Origin of the sequence: Flavobacterium oncorhynchi (genome assembly GCF_002217355.1) — a bacterium.
GTDB classification, from domain to species: domain Bacteria; phylum Bacteroidota; class Bacteroidia; order Flavobacteriales; family Flavobacteriaceae; genus Flavobacterium; species Flavobacterium oncorhynchi.
In genome coordinates, this window is the sequence record NZ_MUHA01000015.1 from 1 (window position 1) to 20,913 (window position 20,913).

Consider the following 20,913-nt stretch of genomic DNA (forward strand, 5'->3'; position numbering starts at 1 on the left):
ATTGTGATGAAGTAACTTCAGTTATAGTAGTTAGCCAGCCGACAATCGATGCAGTAACAGAAACAACAGCTTCGATCAATGGTTACACAGGAGGAACAACCCCAGCTTTAACGTTAAATGATAAATTAAACGGAGCTGCTGTAGTAGTGGGTACTAACCCAGGAGAGGTAAGAGTTACCCCGGTAACTGTGCCATTGGGATTAACTCTGAATGCAGACGGAACAGTAACTGTTGCAGCAAATACAGCTGCAGGAAATTATGATCTAACGTACAAAATCTGCGAAGTAACCAATCCAACAAATTGTGATGAAGTAACTTCAGTTATAGTAGTAGGTAAATCAATTATCACTGCATTGACGGAGACTACAGATGCAATCAATGGAAGAGTTGGTGGAACGACATATTCATTAGTTAAAAATGATCTTTTAAACGGAGTTGCAGTTGTTATTAAAAATAGTAATGGAGGAGTAATCTTGACAAGTGTAAGTGTACCAGCAGGATTAACTTTAAATGCAGACGGAACTGTAAAAGTAGATGCGGGAACGCCAGTAGGACTTTATGAGGTTGAATATACAATTTGCGAATTTTTAAATCCAACAACAAATTGTGCAACTGTCAAAAGTTATGTTCTTGTTACAGGTTCAGCTCCTAGTGCAGGATTATTAAAAGCAAATGATGACAATGGAGGAACTATTGATACTAATAAAGGTGAAAAACCAAACGTAAATGTCTTTAAAAATGACACTTATAATGGTTTGCCATTAGATCCTTCAACTGTTATTTTAACAACAGTAATTTCAAATCCTAATTTAATTTTAAAAGCGGATGGATCAATAGAAGTAAAAGATGGAACTCCAGTTGGGGATTATGAATTGACATACCAAATTTGTGAAGTCTTAAATACAGATAATTGCAGTCAGGCAAAAGTGAAAGTTTCAGTTGAAAACAGCGTTGATCCTGAACCGCCAATTTCAAAAATTGTACTTGGAAACGATCAAGGTGTTGCAGATGGAATAAATGGTTCACTTGAATTCATCAATGTTTTAGACAATGATTTCTTGAATGACAAGCCAATTAGTTCTCTAGATATTGTAATTACTAATATATCAAGAAGTCCATATTTTGAGTTTAATTCAGATGGAACAGTAAATGTGAAACCAAATACGCCGGGAGGAAATTATGCAATTGCATATCAAGTTTGCGAAAAAGCAGATTCATCTAATTGTAGTACCGGAATGTTAAATGTTTTTGTTGAAGTTCCAGAAATTGCACTTGTAAAAACAGCGGTATTCAATGATGAAAATGGTAACGGAGTTGCTAATGCAGGCGAAACAATTACATATAGATTTGTGGTAACAAATACAGGAAATGTTCCATTAAAAGGAATTATGATTACAGATCCTTTAGTTGGAGTTAAAGTCTTTGGTCAAGCAATTGATCTAGATGTTAACGAATCTAATGACACTAATTTTACTGCAGAATATAAGATCACACAAAGTGATATTAATTTCGGAAGCGTGAGTAATCAAGCTAGTGTAAAAGGAAGCAGTGCAAAAGGAGTTGTAGTTGAAGATATTTCTGATGATGCAAGCCTTACAGATGATAAACCAACTGTTTTAGGTCTAAAAGGATGTGTGATAAAAGTCTTTAATGCTTTCTCTCCAAATGGAGATGCTAAAAATTCAAGATTCTACATTCAAGGATTAGAATGTTATCCAAACAATACAGTAGAGATTTACAATCGTTGGGGAGTATTAGTTTTTGATATTGACCGTTACAATAATGAAGATCGAGTGTTTACAGGATATTCACAAGGACGTACAACTATTAGTGAAACTGCTGGATTACCTGTTGGAACTTATTTTTATATTATTAAGTATACTGATAGCGATTCTAACCCTCACGAACTTTCAGGTTATTTATATCTAAATAAATAAAAATTACAAACGGCTTAGTATTAAGCTAAGCCGTTTTTTTAAATTCTTTTAAATGAAAAAATTAAGCTTAATTTTTATATTCTTTTCCGTTGTAGGCTTTGCGCAGCAAGATGCTCAGTATACACAATACATGTACAATACTATAAATGTAAATCCCGCATATGCTGGTTCACGAGGAGTAATGAGTGTTTTTGGATTGTATCGTACCCAATGGATAGGGCTTGACGGTGCACCAAAAACCAGCAGTTTTTCATTAAACACCCCAATAAATAACAGCGATATTGGAATAGGGGTTTCGCTTGTAAATGACAAAATTGGACCTACAAATGAAAATACCTTATCTACAGATATATCTTATTCAATACCAACATCCGAAACCTTCAAACTTTCGTTTGGAATTAAAGCAACAGCCAATTTATTCAATTTAGACATAAACAAACTTACTCCCGAAGATCAGGGAGATCCACAGTTTCAGGACTTAAATAATAAATTCTCGCCAAATATTGGAGCAGGAGTTTATTGGCACTCAGACAAAGCCTATGTTGGTTTTTCCATTCCAAATTTCATAGAAACAAATAGATATGATGACAATGATGTCGCAATTTTTAAAGATAAAATCAACTATTACCTAATGGCAGGTTATGTATTTGATCTTAATTATTATCTCAAATTTAAACCAGCTGTTCTAACAAAAATGGTTCAAGGAGCCCCTTTACAAGTTGATTTATCAGGAAATTTTATGTTTAATGAAAAGTTTGTCGTGGGATTGGCTTACAGATGGAGTGCTTCATTAAGCGCAATGGCAGGTTTTCAAGTCTCAGAAGGAATGTATATAGGCTACGCTTATGATCGTGAAACGACTAAGTTAAACAACTATAATTCAGGTTCTCACGAAATATTCCTTCGTTTCGAGTTTTTTAATAATTACAATAAAATGATATCTCCAAGATTCTTCTAATATATGCCATAATGAAAATTAAAAAAATAGGTTATTCAGTTCTATTACTATGCTTCTTTTTCCAAATAAATGCGCAGACAAAAGTTATAAGTAAAGAAAATAAAACTAAAAGCAGCAAGGAGGTTAAACTTGCAAAAAAAGAAGAGAAAGCAAAAAAAGCATATGCAAAACGAGTAAGCAAAGCGGATAAAAAATATGACAATTATGAATATGTAGATGCTATAAAGGCCTACAGAAAGGTAATGGAAAAAGGAGATTTTGACGAAAAACTGCTTCAAAGACTTGCAAACTCTTATTATTTTACAGCCGATTTAAGAAATGCAGAAAAATGGTATGGAGAACTTTACAGAATCAATAAAAATCAATTACCAGAATATTTATACAGGTATGCGCAATCCTTAAAATCAGTAGGACATTATCAAAGAGCAGATCAAATCTTAGAAATATTTAACACCAGAGCTACGTCAGAAAATAGAGCTGCTTTAGTTAGAAACGAGAAAAATTATTTAGACGAAATTAAATCCAATTCGGGACGCTTTGTAATCGCCGATGCTGGAGTTAATTCTGAATTTTCAGATTATGGAGGAGTAATTTATGATAACAAGATTATTTTTACTTCTGCAAGAGATACCGGCGGAATAGCCAGAAAAAACTTTAAATGGACAAATAAATCCTTTTCTACTTTTTTTACAGCAGATTTATTACCAGATGGAAGTGTTGGAAAAGTGAAACTTTTCTATAAAAAAGACCATGGAAACTTTAATGAATCTTCTCCAGTGTTTACAAAAGATGGACGCACAATGTATTTTACCCGAAATAATTTTATTGATGGTAAAAGAGGAGAAAATAATAAGAATGTAACGCTTCTTAAACTTTATAAAGCAGAATTGGTTGATGATAAATGGGATAATGTAAAGGAGCTGCCTTTCACAAGTGATCAATACAGTACTGCACACGCTGCTCTAAGCATAGACGAAAAAACGTTGTATTTTGCTTCAGACATGCCTGGAACTCTTGGAGAATCTGATTTGTACAAAGTAACCATAAATACAGATGGAAGTTTTGGAACACCTCAAAATTTAGGAGCACAGATAAATACAGAAGGCAGAGAAACATTCCCATTTGTCTCAGGTGATAATGAATTGTATTTTTCTTCAGACGGACGTCCAGGTTTAGGTGGCCTTGATGTGTTTGTTGTAAAAATGAATGAAGACGGAACGCTGGACGAAGTTCAAAATGTTGGACAGCCAGTAAACAGTAAACAAGATGATTTTGCTTTTATAATCGACAGTAGAAAGAGAAATGGATTCTTTTCGTCAAACCGCGAAAACATGCATGATTCAGATAATATCTATCGATTTACAGAAATAAAAAAATTGGTATGCGAACAAGCACTGTCAGGAATAATTACAGATGCTGAATCAAATGAAATTTTAGCAAATGCTTCTCTTATTTTGTTTGATGAAAATTTCAATACGCTGCAAAATGTTGAATCTGATGAAAAAGGCAATTATGCTTTTGAAAACGTAAAATGCGGAAAGAAATATTCTATCAGAGTTGTTAAAGACGGTTTTAACAGAAAAGATGTTTCAATTGCTTTAAAGAAAGAAAATGGTAAAACTGAATTACCAATTGGGTTGCATAAAAATGTGCAGCCTGCCGAAATTAAGAAAATAGCGGTAAATAAATTAGCTATTAAACCTTTGAAAATAGGGACTATTAACGTCGGGTCAGATTTGGTAAAATTACTTCACATTCCGATGAACTTTTTTGATTTAGGAAAAGCTACAATTAAAAAATCATCCGAAGCTTCGCTAATTAAAGTTGTACAAGCCTTAAATCAGTATCCGAATTTAAAATTAGATATTCGATCACATACAGACAGCCGATCTTCATCTGAAAGTAATCAAATTTTATCTGATAAAAGAGCCCAGTCAACAAGAGATTGGTTAATAAGTAAAGGAGTTGATGCCAGTAGATTAACGGCAAAAGGATATGGTGAAACACAGTTAGTTAATAAATGTGCAGACGGTGTAAAATGTACCGAACAACAGCACCAGTTAAACAGACGCAGCGAATTTATTGTAGTTGCAATGTAAAAAATAAGTTTCTTTAAAATCTAATAAGCCCTTTTTTAAATCTAGAAAAGGGCTTTTTTTATGATAACTCTTTAAAAGTTAAAAAAGCTGATTTTTGGCAAAAAAGAGCCGTAAATGTTTTTGTTCTTTAGTGTATAGTTTTAAAAAGTTAAAAAACAATGTATAATGTTTAAAATGAATGTGTTGTATTTTCAAAAGATAGGGTTAGAAGTAAATAGTGTGCAATTTTTTTTTAACTTTATAAATCTAAAATTTTTCAGATATGACTGTAGATCAAATACTAAACGCAAAAGGTAAAAATGTTTATTCGGTACATTCAACAACAACAGTTTATGAAGCTTTGAAAGTAATGGGCGAAAAAAACATAGGAGCAATCCTTGTTATTGACGGAAATGACTTAAAAGGAATTTTATCTGAAAGGGATTATGCTCGAAAAATTGTTTTAAAAGATAAATCATCCAAAGAAACCCTTGTACATGAAATCATGGAAAGCAATGTTTTTTCGGTTAAATTATCCAATAATATCGAGGATTGTATGGAGTTGATGAGCTCAAAGAGAATCAGACATCTTCCAGTTTTAGAAAACGAAATTGTAGTAGGAATAATTTCGATCAGCGATGTGGTAAAAGCTGTTATCGAAATTCAAAAAGACACCATTAATCATTTAAATTCCTATATCTCACAGTAAATAAATTTTATGAAATATAACTTTTTAAATAGTCCATTATGTCATGGGCTATTTTTTTGACGTTATTAATTTAACATTTTAACAAAAGAAAGTAGTAAAAACATACCTTTTTAAGCTAAGACTTATATCTTTGTAAGCTAGAATAAAAGCTAAAAATAATGAACAAAGAGAGTAAAAAAAGAGAGGCATTACTGTACCACGCAGAGCCAACTCCAGGAAAAATTCAAGTAGTTCCAACAAAAAAATATGCAACCCAAAGAGACTTATCACTGGCTTATTCGCCGGGAGTTGCTGAACCATGTTTAGAAATCGCAGCAAACAAAGAAGACGTTTATAAATATACAGCAAAAGGAAATTTAGTAGCTGTAATTTCAAATGGTACAGCTGTTTTAGGTCTTGGAAATATAGGTCCTGAGGCAGGAAAACCAGTAATGGAAGGGAAAGGTTTACTGTTTAAAATCTTCTCAGACATTGATGTTTTTGATATAGAAATCGATACCGAAAATGTTGAAGAATTTATTCAAACGGTAAAAAATATTGCCCCAACTTTTGGAGGTATCAATCTTGAAGATATTAAAGCACCAGAATCTTTTGAAATTGAAAGAAGATTAATAGAAGAATTAGACATTCCGGTAATGCATGATGATCAGCACGGAACTGCGATTATTTCTTCTGCAGCCTTAATCAACGCACTTGAATTAGCAGGCAAAAAAGCCGAAGAAGTAAAAGTTGTTGTTTCAGGAGCAGGATCTGCTGCAATTGCTTGTACCGACCTATATGTTTTATTAGGAGTAAAAGTCGAAAATATTTTAATGTACAATAGTAAAGGACTTTTAACAAAAGACAATCCTTCACTTTCAGAATTACAATTAAAGTACGCGGTTAACGGTCCTAAGATTGATTTAGCAGATGCAGTAAATGGAGCAGATGTTTTCATCGGATTATCATCAGGAGATATTCTGTCACCTGAAATGTTATTGACAATGAAAGAAAATCCGATTGTGTTTGCAATGGCAAATCCAAATCCGGAAATCGATTATAATTTAGCTGTTCAAACGCGAAAAGACGTTATTATGGCTACAGGACGTTCAGACTTTCCTAACCAAGTAAATAATGTTTTAGGTTTTCCATATATTTTTAGAGGAGCGTTAGATGTACGTGCTACTAAAATTAATGAAGAAATGAAAATGGCGGCTGTAAAAGCTTTAGCTATTTTAGCAAAAGAACCAGTTCCAGAACAAGTTAACGTAGCTTATGGTGCGACAAAATTAGGTTTTGGTCAAGAATATATCATTCCTAAACCTTTTGATCCTCGATTAATTACTATTGTAGCGCCTGCAGTTGCTAAGGCAGCAATGGAATCTGGAGTAGCAAAAAAACCTATTACAGATTGGGCAGCTTATGAAGATGTGCTTCGTGAGCGTATGGGTAATGATAACAAAATGGTGCGTTTAATTACCAATCGTGCTAAATTAAATCCTAAACGAGTTGTTTTTGCAGAAGCAGATCATTTAAATGTTTTAAAAGCGGCTCAAATTGTTTATGAAGATGGTATTGGTTCGCCAGTATTATTAGGAAATAGAGAATTAATTTTAGAATTAAAAGCCGAATTAGGTTTTGATGCTGATCTTGAAATTATTGATCCTAAAACTAATGAAGAAGAAGCAAGACGAAATCGATTTGCAAATTCTTATTGGGAAACTAGAGAGCGTAGAGGAGTTTCATTACTTGATGCTCAGAAGTTTATGCGCGAAAGAAATTATTTTGCAGCAATGATGGTTAATGAAGGAGAAGCTGATGCTGTAGTTACAGGTTACTCAAGAAGTTATCCAAGTGTTGTAAAACCAATGCTTCAGCTAATCGAAAAAGCGCAAGGAGCATCTCTTGTTGCGACTGCAAACATGATGCTTACATCTCGCGGACCAATGTTCCTGTCAGATACAGCAATTAATATCAATCCAAGTTCAGAAGATTTAGTGAACATTGCTATTATGACAGCGAAAACAGCAAAAATGTTTGGTGTTGAGCCTGTTATAGCGATGGTTTCTTATTCAAACTTTGGATCATCAACAAGTCAAAGTGCTTCAAAAGTAAGAGAAGCAGTTGCTTATTTACATAAAAATCATCCAGATATGATTGTTGATGGTGAAATTCAAGCAGATTTTGCTTTAAATCCAGATATGCTTAAAGAAAAATTTCCTTTCTCTAAATTAGCAGGTAAAAAAGTTAATACATTAATCTTTCCTAATTTAGAGTCAGCAAATATTACATACAAATTGTTGAAAGAGTTATATAAAGTTAATTCTATTGGGCCAATTATGATGGGAATGGGTAAACCAGTTCACATTTTTCAATTAGGAGCAAGTGTTGAAGAAATGGTCAACATGGCAGCAATTGCGGTAATTGACGCGCAGCAAAAAGAAAGTAAAAAAAACAAATTAGCAGAGTAGTACAATAAAGTAAGGATCAAATAATATTGTCTTAATTTTATTGCATTTTTGTTATATTTGATACTTATAAATAATACTATGATAGCACATTTGCAAGGGAAATTAGTTGAAAAAAATCCCACAGAAGTTGTAATTGATTGTGGTGGAGTGGGATACCATGTAAACATATCGTTGCATACCTTTTCATTAATTCCTAATGCTGATTTTATAAAATTGTATACGCATCTTCAAATCAAAGAAGATGCGCATACTTTATTTGGTTTTGTCGAAAAATCAGAGCGAGAAATATTTAGAATGCTTTTGTCTGTTTCAGGAATTGGAGCCAATATTGCGAGAACAATGCTGTCTTCTATTGAACCTAGACAAATTATCAATGCCATAGCATCGGGAGATGTCGGTGTTATTCAATCGATAAAAGGAATAGGAAACAAAACTGCACAGCGAGTAATACTTGATTTAAAAGAAAAAGTGTTAAAGTTGTACGATTTAGATGAAGTTTCCGTAGTTCAAAACAATACAAATAGAGATGAAGCGTTATCTGCTTTGGAAGTTTTAGGATTTGTTAGAAAAACTTCAGAAAAAGTAGTCGAAAAAATTGTAAAAGAAGATCCGGAAGCTACCGTAGAAACGATTATTAAAAAAGCATTAAAAAGCTTGTAAACCCAATCTTGATAAACGAATTGTATGCGTAAAATTTGTATTTTTTTGCTGGTTTTATTATGTGGTAACGTTTTGCGATCACAAGTAAATCCGGCGGCTCAAGATACAACCAAAACTCAGTTTTCTGTTGGAAAATTAGAGTTAGAAAATCCGCCTAGTATACTCTCAGCTTATCGATACGATCCAATTACAGATCGTTACATTTATACAAAATCAGTCGATGGTTTTTCCATTGATTATCCCCTTATTTTAACACCCAAAGAATACGAAGATTTAGTTTTAAAAGAATCTAGAAGAGATTATTTTAGAAAGAAATCCGATGCAATCGATGGTAAGAAAGCAAACAGCGAAGCTGCCAAAAAAGATTTACTGCCACGGTACTATATTAATTCAAGCCTTTTTGAAAGTGTATTTGGAAGTAACACTATCGACGTAAAACCTACCGGATCTGTTGAGATGGATTTAGGTATGCGTTATACAAAACAAGACAACCCTTCATTCTCACCTCGTAATAGATCAAGTCTTACGTTTGATTTCGATCAGCGAATCAGTATGAGTTTGATGGGTAAAGTAGGAACAAGATTAGAGGTAAACGCAAATTACGATACACAATCAACATTTGCTTTTCAGAACTTATTTAAACTGGCCTATACGCCATCAGAAGATGATATCATCCAAAAAGTAGAAGTTGGTAATGTCAGCATGCCGCTTAATAGTACCTTAATCCGTGGAGCTCAGAGTTTGTTCGGGGTTAAAACACAGTTGCAATTTGGAAAAACAACCATTACAGGCGTTTTTTCAGAACAAAAATCACAAACAAAAAGCGTCGTTGCCGAAAACGGAGGGACAGTTCAAAACTTTGATTTGTATGCTTTAGATTATGATAACGATCGACACTTTTTCTTATCTCAATATTTTAGAAATAAGTATGACGCATCTCTAAGGAATTATCCAATTATTGATAGTCGTGTACAGATAACAAGATTAGAAGTTTGGGTAACCAACAAACAAAATCGTATAAGCACAAACAATAATAACTTAAGAAACATTATAGCGCTTCAGGATTTAGGTGAAGGCCAGATTAGTGGTATTCCAGATAATGAAGTTGTTGTAATAAGTTCTAGCACTGGATTTTTTAATAATCCTGTAGATACACCAACAAATAATACCAATAATAAATATGATCCAGCGACCATTGGCCAAGCAGGAGCATATTTAAATTCTAATATTAGAGAAATAGTAACTGCAAAATCAGGATTTAATAATACCAATGTAAGCGAAGCCACTGATTATTCGGTATTAGAAAATGCTCGAAAATTAACAGCGGCAGAATACACATTTAATCCTCAATTAGGATATTTATCGTTGCAGCAGCGTTTAGCAAACGATGAAATTCTTGCAGTAGCTTTTGAATATACAGTTGGTGGAAAAGTGTACCAAGTAGGAGAATTTGGAAGTGATGGTATTGACGGAACAGTAGTTACTGGTAATAATAATGGCAATCAGGCAATTATAACACAGAGCTTAGTTTTAAAAATGCTGAAAAGTAATTTGACAAACGTTAAAAATCCAGTTTGGAATTTGATGATGAAAAACGTTTATCAAATTCCACAGGCCTATCAAATTAAACAAGACGACTTTAGGTTAAATATCCTTTATACAGACCCGTCGCCTATAAACTACATTACACCAGTTCAGGGAACTACTTTTCCTCCAAATCCGGCACCAGATAGTAAAGTGGAACAAACGCCATTATTAAACGTTTTCAACTTAGATCGCTTAAACTACAATAATGATCCGCAAACAGGTGGAGATGGATTTTTTGATTACATTCCTGGAATAACAGTCGATGTTCAAAACGGGCGTGTAATTTTTACAACAAAAGAACCTTTTGGAGAGCTTATCTTTAAAAAATTACAAAACAGCGCAGGAGAGACATACAACGATCCAACAACTTACAATGCCAATCAGCAAAAGTATGTTTTTAGAAATATGTATAAAAACACTCAGGCAGGAGCATTACAAGACAGCGATAAAAATAAATTCTTATTAAGAGGAAAATATAAATCATCAGGAAGCAACGGAATACCTATTGGAGCATTTAATGTACCTCAAGGATCTGTTGTGGTTACTGCAGCCGGACGAAGACTAGTTGAAGGTATCGATTATAGTGTCGATTACCAACTAGGAAGAGTACAAATTTTAGATCCTTCACTTCAGGCATCAAATACACCTATAGAAGTTTCGTTAGAAAATAATTCAATCTTCGGGCAGCAGACTAGAAGATTTATGGGGTTCAATGTTGAGCATAAAATTTCAGATAAATTTGTTGTTGGAGGAACTTATTTAAAAATGACCGAAAGACCATTTACTCAAAAATCAAGTTATGGTCAAGAGTCAGTAAATAATACCATTTTTGGTTTTAATGGAAATTACTCGACAGAAGTTCCGTTTTTGACAAGATTAGCAAACAAATTGCCTAATATTGATACAGATGTACCTTCGAACTTATCTATTCGCGGAGAAGTCGCATTTTTAAGACCAGATGCACCAAAAGCAAGTGATTTTGAAGGAGAAGCAACTATTTATGTTGATGATTTTGAAGGTTCGCAGACTACAATCGATATGCGATCTGCTTATGCATGGAGTTTAGCATCAACACCATTTGTGAATTCTATAAACGATAATACATTTAATGCCAATTCAAACACTTTAGAATACGGTTATAAAAGAGCAAAACTATCTTGGTATACTATTGATCCAATTTTTTATTCTTCAAAACCATCTGGAATTTCAAATGATGATTTGTCTTTAAATACAACAAGAAGAATTTACAGTCGAGAATTATATCCAAATACCGATATTGCTCAAGGACAGATTCAGGTAGTCAATACGCTTGATTTAACCTACTATCCATCAGATAGAGGACCTTATAATAATAACCCAAATTTTAGTTCAAGCAATCCATCGTCAAATTTTGGTGGAATCATGCGAGCTTTAAACTCAACAAATTTTGAACAAGGAAATGTAGAGTATATTCAGTTTTGGGTGCTGGATCCTTATGTTGGAAATGGAGAGACACCGGGAACTAATACAGGTAAAATATATTTCAACTTAGGAGAAATTTCCGAAGACGTTTTAAAAGACGGAAGAAAACAATATGAAAACGGATTGGGGCCAGATCAAATTATGGTTAACCCGCAGCCGCTTTGGGGTGATGTCCCTGCATCACAATCTTTAATTTATGCTTTTGACACCAATCCAGAGAACCGAAAAAATCAAGATGTTGGTTTAGACGGTCTGCCAAGTTCAAAAGAAGGGGCAATTTATACAAATTACGCAGGAGAAGCTGACCCTGCCGCAGACGATTATACCTATTACTTAAATACTGACGGTGGTGTTCTTGAGCGTTATAAAAATTACAACGGAGTTGAAGGAAACTCAGCAGTAAGTATTAATGATCCAAATCGTGGTTCAACAACTCTTCCGGATGTTGAAGATATTAATCGTGATAATACGATGAGTACCATCAATGCTTATTACGAATATAGTATTGATGTAAAGCCGGGAATGCAGGTAGGGCAAAATTATGTTACAGATATTAGAGAAGTAAGTAATGTCGAACTGCCAAACGGAGGAACAACTACAGCAAGATGGATTCAGTTTAAAATTCCAGTTTCTCAGCCACAAAACACAATTGGTAATATTACAGATTTTAGATCTATTCGTTTCATGCGTATGTTCATGACCGGATTTAATAATCAGACTACCGTGAGATTTGGAGCCTTAGATTTAGTAAGAGGAGAATGGAGAAGATATACAGGAACCCTTGATGCAAATGATCCAAATCCAGACGATGATGGAGTAGAGTTTGATGTAGCTGCAGTAAATATTCAAGAAAATGGAACAAAGTGTCCGGTAAATTATGTAATTCCACCAGGAGTTCGAAGAGAGCAGTTGTATAATAACAATACTGTTATCAATCAAAACGAGCAATCTTTGGCGGTGCGAATTGGTGGTGTAGGTTTGCAGTATCAAGATTCAAGAGCGGTTTTTAAAAACGTAAGTGTTGATATGCGTCAATACAAAAAACTTAAAATGTTTTTACATGCCGAATCTCTGCCAAATGAAAATACACTTGAAGATGATGAAATGGTTGGTTTCATTCGTTTTGGAAATGACTTTACACAAAACTTCTATCAAGTAGAAATTCCATTAAAAGTTACTAGAACAGGAGGTTCTTGTACGATAAGCCCAGACTTGGTTTGGATGGAAGAGAATAACATAGACTTAGCTCTTGATTTACTGACCAGTATGAAAATTAAAGCCATGTCTATTGATATCAATTCAGATAAGCGCGATATTAATGGAATTTATTATCCTGATGATGATTTATCAAGCGGGGGAGATGGTGACGGCAGATTAAAATTAGGTATAAAAGGAAATCCTAATTTTGGTTTAGTGCGAAACTTAATGGTTGGAGTAAAAAGCAGAGCCGATCATAAAGATATAAAAGGAGAAGTTTGGTTTAATGAACTTCGATTAGCAGATTTAGAGAATAAAGGCGGAATGGCAGCAATATTAAATGTTGACACTAATATGGCCGATTTTGCAACTGTTTCTGCAACTGGTAGAAAAAGTACAATAGGTTTTGGATCTTTGGAACAGGGTGCAAACGAGCGCAGCCGTGAAGATGTGCAGCAATACAACATTGTTACCAATTTAAATTTAGGGAAATTACTGCCTCCAAAATGGGGAATCAACCTGCCGTTTAATTATGCAATCGGTGAAGAAGTGATTACGCCAGAATATGATCCTTTTAATCAGGATATTAAGTTAGATCAGTTAATAAGAGAAACGACAAATGAGGCTGAAAAAGATAATATCAGAACTCGTGCTGTAGATTATACGAAACGTAAAAGCATCAACTTTATTGGTGTTAGAAAAGACAGAGCTCCAGAGCAGAAACCTCATGTTTATGATGTAGAGAATTTTACATTTTCACAATCATACAATCAGGTCGAAAGACATGATTATGAAGTTGAAAACTATGAAGACGAGCAGTCTAGTACAGCTGTAAATTATGCCTATACATTTCAGCCCAAAGAAGTAGTTCCGTTCAAGACTACAAAGTTTATGAAGAAAAGTGATTATTGGAAAATGTTAAGCGACATCAACTTTAATTATCTGCCGTCAAACATATCTTTTAATACTAATATTTTAAGACAAAGTAACCGTCAGCAGTATAGATTAGTTGAAGTTGAAGGTATTGGACTTGATCCTTTATATAGAAGAAATTTTGCCTTTAATTATCAATATGGTTTTGGATTCAACTTAACTAAATCATTAAAACTAAATTACTCAGCAGCATCAAATAATATCGTTCGAAATTTCTTAAACGATGATAATTCTCCAAAAGAAGATTTTAATATTTGGGATGATTATTGGGATATTGGTACGCCAAACCAGCACGTTCAGCAGTTAATATTGAACTATGATATTCCAATCAATAAAATTCCAATCTTTAGTTTTGTAAAAGCGAGTTATTCTTATACGGCCGATTACAGTTGGAATCGTGCTTCAACAGCATTTACTCAATACGAAGACACCAATGGTAATATATACGATTTAGGAAATACAATCCAAAACGCAAATTCTAATACACTTACTACAACCTTAAACATGAATATGTTGTACAAGTACTTAGGATTAACGCCAGGTGCAAAATCTCCTGCAAAACCTAAAACAGCAGCGCCGCCAAAACCAGGTGAGAAAATTGTTAATACAGCAAAACCAGTTGTAAGCAGCAGCCCTTTTTATGATGGTTTAATCGGGGTGTTGACAAGTGTGAAAAATGTTCAAATTAATTACACCAAAAACAGCGGTACCGTTTTACCTGGATATACACCAAGTATAGGTTTCTTAGGAACATCAAAACCAAGTTTAGGATTTGTATTTGGTAGCCAAGATGACGTTCGTTACGAAGCTGCAAAAAATGGATGGCTTACAACTTACCAAGATTTCAATCAAAGTTTTACACAAGTTTCAAATAAGCTTTTAAAAGTTACCGCAAATATTGATTTGTTTCCTGACTTAAAAATTGATTTGTCAATGGATCGTGCCTATTCTGAAAACTCATCAGAACAGTTTAGTGTTGATCCAGCAACGAGAGAATATTTGCCGTTGTCGCCTTATACTTATGGAATGTTTTCTATTTCGACAGTTTTGATTAAAACAGCTTTTTCAACGAGTGATGAAACACAGTCGGCTGCATTTGATGATTTTAGAAACAATCGCTTAATAATTGCAAACCGTTTGGCAGGAGAACATTATGGTGCAGGAGTTGAAATTCCTAGATATGGAGATGCAAATAATCCAATTCCGGCAGAAACAGATCCTAATTATAAAATATATGTGGCCAATCAAGGATATCCTATTGGTTATACAAAAAGTAATCAAGCTGTTTTATTGCCATCATTCTTGGCGGCATATACAGGCGCTGATGCTTCTGGTTCATCTACAGATATTTTTAGAAGCTTTCCAATTCCAAACTGGAGTATTAAATATAATGGATTAATGCGCTATAAGTATTTTAAAGATAAATTTAAGCGTTTCTCATTACAGCATAATTATAGAGCATCTTATACTGTGAATCAGTTTAGATCTAACTTTGATTTTAATGATCCTGCTAAGACGCAAGACGTTAATACTAATTTCTATAATCAAATTATTATGTCTAACGTTAACTTAGTTGAGCAGTTTAGTCCATTAATTCGAATGGATTTTGAATTGAAGAGTTCTTTAAGAGTGCTTTCTGAGATTAAAAAAGACAGAGCCTTATCAATGAGTTTTGATAATAACTTATTGACAGAAGTTAGAGGTGTAGAATATATAATTGGATTAGGATATCGTTTTAAAGATGTTATTTTCTCGTCAAGATTAGCAGATTCTCCAACAGGAATTATTAAGAGTGATATAAATATTAAGGCCGATTTCTCATTTAGAAATAATGAAACATTAGTACGATATTTAGATTACGATAATAATCAACTTGCGGCAGGACAAAATATTTGGTCGTTAAAATTAACAGCTGATTATTCTTTTAGTAAAAACTTGACAGCAATATTTTATTACGATCATTCATTTTCAAAGGCTGTTATTTCAACATCATTTCCTTTAACGAATATTAGATCCGGGTTCACACTTCGATATAATTTCGGAAATTAAATTTGAGTTTCTAAACAGGAATTTCTTAGAAGATTATTACATTTGTTGCAGAATTATTAAATTATCAATTTTCAAACACACAATTATGAGCATACCAGCAAATTTAAAGTACACAAAAGATCACGAATGGGTTAGCATCGAAGGAGATGTTGCAACAGTAGGAATTACTCATTTCGCACAGAAAGAGTTAGGAGATATTGTGTATGTTGAAGTAGAAACTTTAGATCAAACACTTGATAAAGACGAGGTTTTTGGAACAGTTGAAGCTGTAAAAACAGTTTCAGATTTGTTTTTGCCTTTAACAGGAGAAATTATTGCTTTTAATGATAGTTTAGAAAGCGCTCCAGAAACAGTAAACTCTGATCCTTACGGAGCAGGATGGATGATTAAGATAAAAATTGCAGATGCTTCAGAAATAGAATCATTATTGTCTGATGAAGCATACAAACAATTAATAGGTGCCTAAACAAATCCTTTTAATCTGGGCGATTATTTGCTCGGGAATCATTGCATACCTTTGTTTGATAGATTCAAGTAAAATACCAGCAGTCAATTTTCCGAGTATAGATAAAATCGTGCACTTTTGTTTTCATTTTGGATTTACAATTTCGTGGATTTGTTTTTTCAAAAAAGAACTCAAAGGAAAAGAAGCAGATGATTACAAAGCCTATTTGATTTCGTTTATATTCTCCGTTTTTTTCGGAATTACAATCGAAATTTTGCAAAATATTGCAACAGTTACAAGAGCTTCAGATGTAACAGATATTTTAGCAAATGCATTAGGCGCAATTGTAGCAGTTTTTTCTGCTATAGCTTTCAAAAAACAGATTGACAAAATATAAGAATGTAATAACCCACTTCGGTGGGTTTTTTTATGGTTTAAAAATAAAGATTTCTAAAAACTTATTTTGTCAGAATTTTAATGTATTTTTGTAGAATTCGATCTAATTTCAAAATTATGGATGTTAACCACTATTTAGATTCAACATATTTAAAAACAGCTTCTCAAGCCGGACTTACGGAAGAAGAGAATACTATTGTTGTAAAAAAAGCAATTGAAGAAGCAATTCAAGAAAAGTTTAAATTAATTATGATCAGGCCAAATTTTGTGACTATGGCCAAAGAAATGATCGTAAAAGCAAACTCAGCTTTACTTGTTGGTACTGTAATAGATTTTCCAGAAGGAAAATCAAGTTTAGAAATTAAGATAAAAGAAGCCAATGAAGCAATTGAAAATGGAGCCGACGATTTAGATTTTGTTTGCAATTATGAAGCTTTCAAAAATGGTAATACTGAATTAGTGAAACAAGAAGTTCTAATAGGAACTCAGATTGGGCTGGCAAACAATAAAACCGTAAAATGGATTATAGAAGTCGCAGCTTTGAATGAAAAAGAAATTATTCAGCTTTCGTCACTTATAAAAAATGTAGTTGTATCCAATTTTAATGAAGAAGATTACGCATCAGTTTTTGTGAAATCTTCAACAGGATTTTATAAAACCGAAAATGATCTGCCAAACGGTGCAACAATTCCTGCTGTAATTATAATGTTAGAAAATGCATCTCCGTTGTCTGTAAAAGCTGCAGGCGGCGTTCGTTCGTATGAAGATGCAGTAGAAATGATTCGTTTAGGAGTTAAACGTATTGGAACTTCAGCAGCAAAAGTAATTTCAGATGGTGGCAATACTACAAATCAGTATTAATTATAAGTCTAAATTTACGTGAACAAGATTTTTTTACTTGTTGTAGCTCTTTTATATCCTTACTTTCTCTTTTCACAAGAAACAAAAATAAAACTCGGTTTTTCTACAGAGCAATTTCCAGTTTTTTCAAATTGTGAAAATCTTCGATCTAAAAATCTTGAAAACTGCTTTTATAAAGAAGTTCAGGATTTTGTATTTAATAATTTTGGAGTTCCCGAAAATCTTCAGCACAACAATTATAAAGGAGAAGTTAAAGTGCTTTTTGAAGTTGATGCCAATGGCAGCTTTAAAGTAATTTATGTAAATGCAGCAAATGAGTTATTGTCTGATGAAGCCAAACGCGTTTTTAGTAAATTTCCTAAAATAAAACCTTCTACTTACAGCGGAAAACCAACTTACTCTCAATATACCATCTCCATTGACATACCTTTAAAAAATGCAGATCAAATAGCCCAAGAAGCTTTGGCTGCCGCCGAGATTTTAAGGCCAGTCGAAAAACCTATGACAGAATTAGACAGTGTAGTCTATAAAAAGTACAAAATGCCTGAATTTGAGAGTCATTTAAATGTACCTTTTTCGCACAGTTATTATGCGCAGTTTGATGGCGCTCTCAATCAAGTAGGAATTAATAACCATACAGCTTCAAAACCTTATACTTATACAGAGGTGTCTAGATATTATAATCTGAAAGCAGTAAATCAATCACTTCAAAAAAACGTTTCGACTTGGTTAGGAAGAAAATTTTGGAATGAAAATATGGTTCAGATTCAAGGAGAGGATTATTGGCTGGCATTAAATCCAATTGTCGATTTACAAGTGGGAAAAGCCTCAGATATTGATGCTTCATGTACTTATGTAAATACTCGCGCGTTGAATTTTAGAGGAGGATTAGGAAAGCAAATTAATTTCACTACAACAGTTTTTGAAAGTCAAGGTCGTTTTGCAGGTTATTTTAATGATTATGCCGAATCGATAAAACCGTCTGGAGGAAATTCTGCAATTATTCCAGGAGTTGGAATTGCCAAGCGATTTAAAACTGATGCTTATGATTTTCCTTTAGCAGAAGCTGATATAACTTTTACACCAAGTAAAGTTTTCGATTTTCAGTTGGGTTATGGCAGAAATTTTATTGGAGACGGCTATCGCTCTTTACTTGAAAGCGATGGAGCCAGTCCATATCCTTATTTTAAAATTAATACCACTTTTTGGAAGATAAAATACACCAATACTTATATGTGGCTTAAGGATGTTCGCCCAGATGTAACAATCGAGAAAACATATGCATCAAAGTTTATGGCAAATCATTACTTAAGCTGGAATGTTTCAAACAAATTAAATTTTGGCTTTTTTGAGTCTGTGGTTTGGATAGATTCTAATAATAGAGGATTTGATGTTAATTTTGTAAACCCAATTATTTTTTATCGAACAGTCGAATTTACATCTTCTTCAAAAAGCGGAAATGCACTTTTAGGGATAACGTCAAAGTACAAATGGAATAATCAAATCAATTTATACGGACAGTTTTTAATAGATGAATTTTCCGTATCAGATGTAAAAGCCGCAAATAAAAGTTGGAAGAATAAATTTGGAAGTCAAATTGGAGCCAAATATTATAATGCATTTCAAGTAAAAGACCTGTTTTTGCAATTAGAATACAATCACGTTCGACCTTATGTGTACTCGCACAGCGCTGTAATTACAAACTACGGACACAATAATCAAAGTATTGGGCATCAATGGGGAGGTAATTTTGAAGAACTAGCGGCAATCGCACGTTATCATAAAGGGCGTATTTTTGCAGATGCCAAAATTACAACCGGTACAAGAGGATTAGATTTTGACACTGCAGAAGACAATTACAATTATGGTGGAAATATTTATAAAGGTTATGATGAAAAAAGACCTTATAATACCGGTGTAAAAGTAGGGCAGGGAAATAAAACAAGTATTTTTATTGGCGATATTCAAGGTGGTTATCTGATAAACCCAATTACTAATTTAAAGCTTTTTGGGAATTTTATTTATAGAAATTTTGATCCAACAAAAGAAACTACGTCAACTTTTAAACAAAATACCACTTGGTTTACGGTAGGATTACGCTCTGATATTTTTAATTGGTACTTTGATTATTGAAATTTTTAATAAGATTTTTCGAAGTAATTGTGTTAAAGAATTGAAACTTCTCGATTTGGGACAGTTTTATTGAAAAAAATCTAAATTTATAGTTCTAAATTCTACAATCAAATTTGTACATTTGCACCACTCAAAAAAAATACAAACACTACGGTATTGAACGCTTCAAAAAAAACATTTTCAATAAAAGCAATATTTCAGGATTTCAAAGAGATTACTAAAGCAGGTTTAGCTATTAGTGTTTTGTTTTCTTCAATTGCTGGATATTTATTAGGTGTAAATGATGAGCATCCTTTTAAATGGAGTGTTTTGGCTGTTTTGGCAGTTGGTGGTTATTGCATGGTTGGAGCATCAAATGCTTTTAACCAAGTAATCGAAAAAGACATCGATTCTTTAATGGATCGCACAAAAAATCGTCCAGTTTCTTCAGGACGTATGTCGCCAACAACAGCGTTAATTGTTGCTAGTCTACTTACTATTATTGGTATTTCACTGCTTTATACAATAAATGCTAAATCAGCAATGTTTGCTGCAATTTCAATATTTCTATACACAAGTATTTATACACCATTAAAAACAGTAACTTCATTGTCTGTATTTGTAGGTGCATTTCCTGGAGCAATTCCTTTTATGTTAGGCTGGGTTGCTGCGACAGGAGAATTTGGCATAGAAGCAGGTACATTATTTTTAATTCAGTTTTTCTGGCAGTTTCCTCATTTTTGGGCAATCGGCTGGTTTTTATATGAAGATTACGAAAAAGCAGGAATCTTTATGCTTCCAACTGGAAAAAAGGATAAAGGGACAGCTCTGCAGGTTATTTTATATACAGTTTGGCTTATTATTGCTTCATTACTGCCAGTTTTAGGGTATACAGGACAATTGTTTATTTCGCCAATAGCTGCAGTTCTAGTGTTTTTATTAGGCTTATGGATGTTATTTTTTGCTGTTCGTTTGTATCAGCTTCGAACTGCAAAAGCTGCAAGAACATTAATGTTAGTTAGTGTGTCTTATATTTCGCTGTTGCAGATAGTATATATAGTAGATAAATTTTTAAGATAG

12 protein-coding genes are annotated in these 20,913 nt (G+C 33.4%); all 12 read left to right on the top strand.

Annotation, left to right across the window (positions count from 1 at the left end; genetic code table 11):
- Positions 1 to 1,937: T9SS type B sorting domain-containing protein (locus B0A75_RS11520; RefSeq protein ID WP_123872363.1), on the top strand; the 1,937-nt coding region annotated here is incomplete at its 5' end.
- Between the two features lie 52 nt (positions 1,938 to 1,989).
- Entirely contained in the window at positions 1,990 to 2,895 is a 906-nt protein-coding gene (locus tag B0A75_RS11525; protein WP_089054427.1) for a PorP/SprF family type IX secretion system membrane protein, read from the top strand.
- A gap of 11 nt (positions 2,896 to 2,906) precedes the next feature.
- The gene (locus B0A75_RS11530) at positions 2,907 to 4,994 is read left to right on the top strand and encodes an OmpA family protein (RefSeq protein WP_089054428.1); all 2,088 of its coding nucleotides are present in this window, start codon (positions 2,907 to 2,909) and stop codon (positions 4,992 to 4,994) included.
- Between the two features lie 262 nt (positions 4,995 to 5,256).
- Positions 5,257 to 5,682: a CBS domain-containing protein gene (locus B0A75_RS11535; protein ID WP_089054429.1), complete on the top strand. Its 426-nt coding sequence runs from the start codon at positions 5,257 to 5,259 to the stop codon at positions 5,680 to 5,682.
- A gap of 158 nt (positions 5,683 to 5,840) precedes the next feature.
- Positions 5,841 to 8,132, top strand: a complete 2,292-nt coding sequence (locus B0A75_RS11540; RefSeq protein WP_089054430.1) for an NADP-dependent malic enzyme — start codon at positions 5,841 to 5,843, stop codon at positions 8,130 to 8,132.
- Positions 8,133 to 8,210: 78 nt separating this feature from the next.
- Positions 8,211 to 8,792, top strand: coding sequence for a Holliday junction branch migration protein RuvA (gene ruvA / locus B0A75_RS11545; protein ID WP_089054431.1), 582 nt, complete (start codon positions 8,211 to 8,213; stop codon positions 8,790 to 8,792).
- A 24-nt stretch (positions 8,793 to 8,816) separates the two neighbouring features.
- Positions 8,817 to 16,019, top strand: coding sequence for a T9SS outer membrane translocon Sov/SprA (gene sov / locus B0A75_RS11550; RefSeq protein ID WP_089054432.1), 7,203 nt, complete (start codon positions 8,817 to 8,819; stop codon positions 16,017 to 16,019).
- A gap of 85 nt (positions 16,020 to 16,104) precedes the next feature.
- The gene (gcvH, locus tag B0A75_RS11555; protein ID WP_089054433.1) at positions 16,105 to 16,485 is read left to right on the top strand and encodes a glycine cleavage system protein GcvH; all 381 of its coding nucleotides are present in this window, start codon (positions 16,105 to 16,107) and stop codon (positions 16,483 to 16,485) included.
- Positions 16,478 to 16,861 carry a VanZ family protein gene (locus B0A75_RS11560; protein WP_089054434.1) on the top strand — a complete coding sequence of 128 codons (384 nt, stop codon included), beginning with the start codon at positions 16,478 to 16,480 and terminating at the stop codon, positions 16,859 to 16,861. Before gcvH ends, B0A75_RS11560 begins: the two co-directional genes overlap by 8 nt.
- 116 nt (positions 16,862 to 16,977) lie before the next feature.
- A complete protein-coding gene (deoC, locus tag B0A75_RS11565) occupies positions 16,978 to 17,721 on the top strand; it encodes a deoxyribose-phosphate aldolase (RefSeq protein WP_089054435.1) in 744 nt (247 codons plus the stop codon).
- An 18-nt stretch (positions 17,722 to 17,739) separates the two neighbouring features.
- Complete coding sequence (locus B0A75_RS11570) at positions 17,740 to 19,854, top strand: energy transducer TonB (protein WP_089054436.1); 2,115 nt, start codon at positions 17,740 to 17,742, stop codon at positions 19,852 to 19,854.
- Positions 19,855 to 20,010: 156 nt separating this feature from the next.
- Positions 20,011 to 20,913 carry a heme o synthase gene (gene cyoE / locus B0A75_RS11575; protein WP_089054437.1) on the top strand — a complete coding sequence of 301 codons (903 nt, stop codon included), beginning with the start codon at positions 20,011 to 20,013 and terminating at the stop codon, positions 20,911 to 20,913.

Bases quoted from the DNA above. Each gene is read 5' to 3' on its own strand.
- B0A75_RS11525 (WP_089054427.1), top strand. From the start codon at position 1,990: ATGAAAAAATTAAGCTTAATTTTTATATTCTTTTCCGTTGTAGGCTTT.
- ruvA (WP_089054431.1), top strand. From the start codon at position 8,211: ATGATAGCACATTTGCAAGGGAAATTAGTTGAAAAAAATCCCACAGAA.
- B0A75_RS11530 (WP_089054428.1), top strand. From the start codon at position 2,907: ATGAAAATTAAAAAAATAGGTTATTCAGTTCTATTACTATGCTTCTTT.
- B0A75_RS11535 (WP_089054429.1), top strand. From the start codon at position 5,257: ATGACTGTAGATCAAATACTAAACGCAAAAGGTAAAAATGTTTATTCG.
- B0A75_RS11540 (WP_089054430.1), top strand. From the start codon at position 5,841: ATGAACAAAGAGAGTAAAAAAAGAGAGGCATTACTGTACCACGCAGAG.
- deoC (WP_089054435.1), top strand. From the start codon at position 16,978: ATGGATGTTAACCACTATTTAGATTCAACATATTTAAAAACAGCTTCT.
- sov (WP_089054432.1), top strand. From the start codon at position 8,817: ATGCGTAAAATTTGTATTTTTTTGCTGGTTTTATTATGTGGTAACGTT.
- gcvH (WP_089054433.1), top strand. From the start codon at position 16,105: ATGAGCATACCAGCAAATTTAAAGTACACAAAAGATCACGAATGGGTT.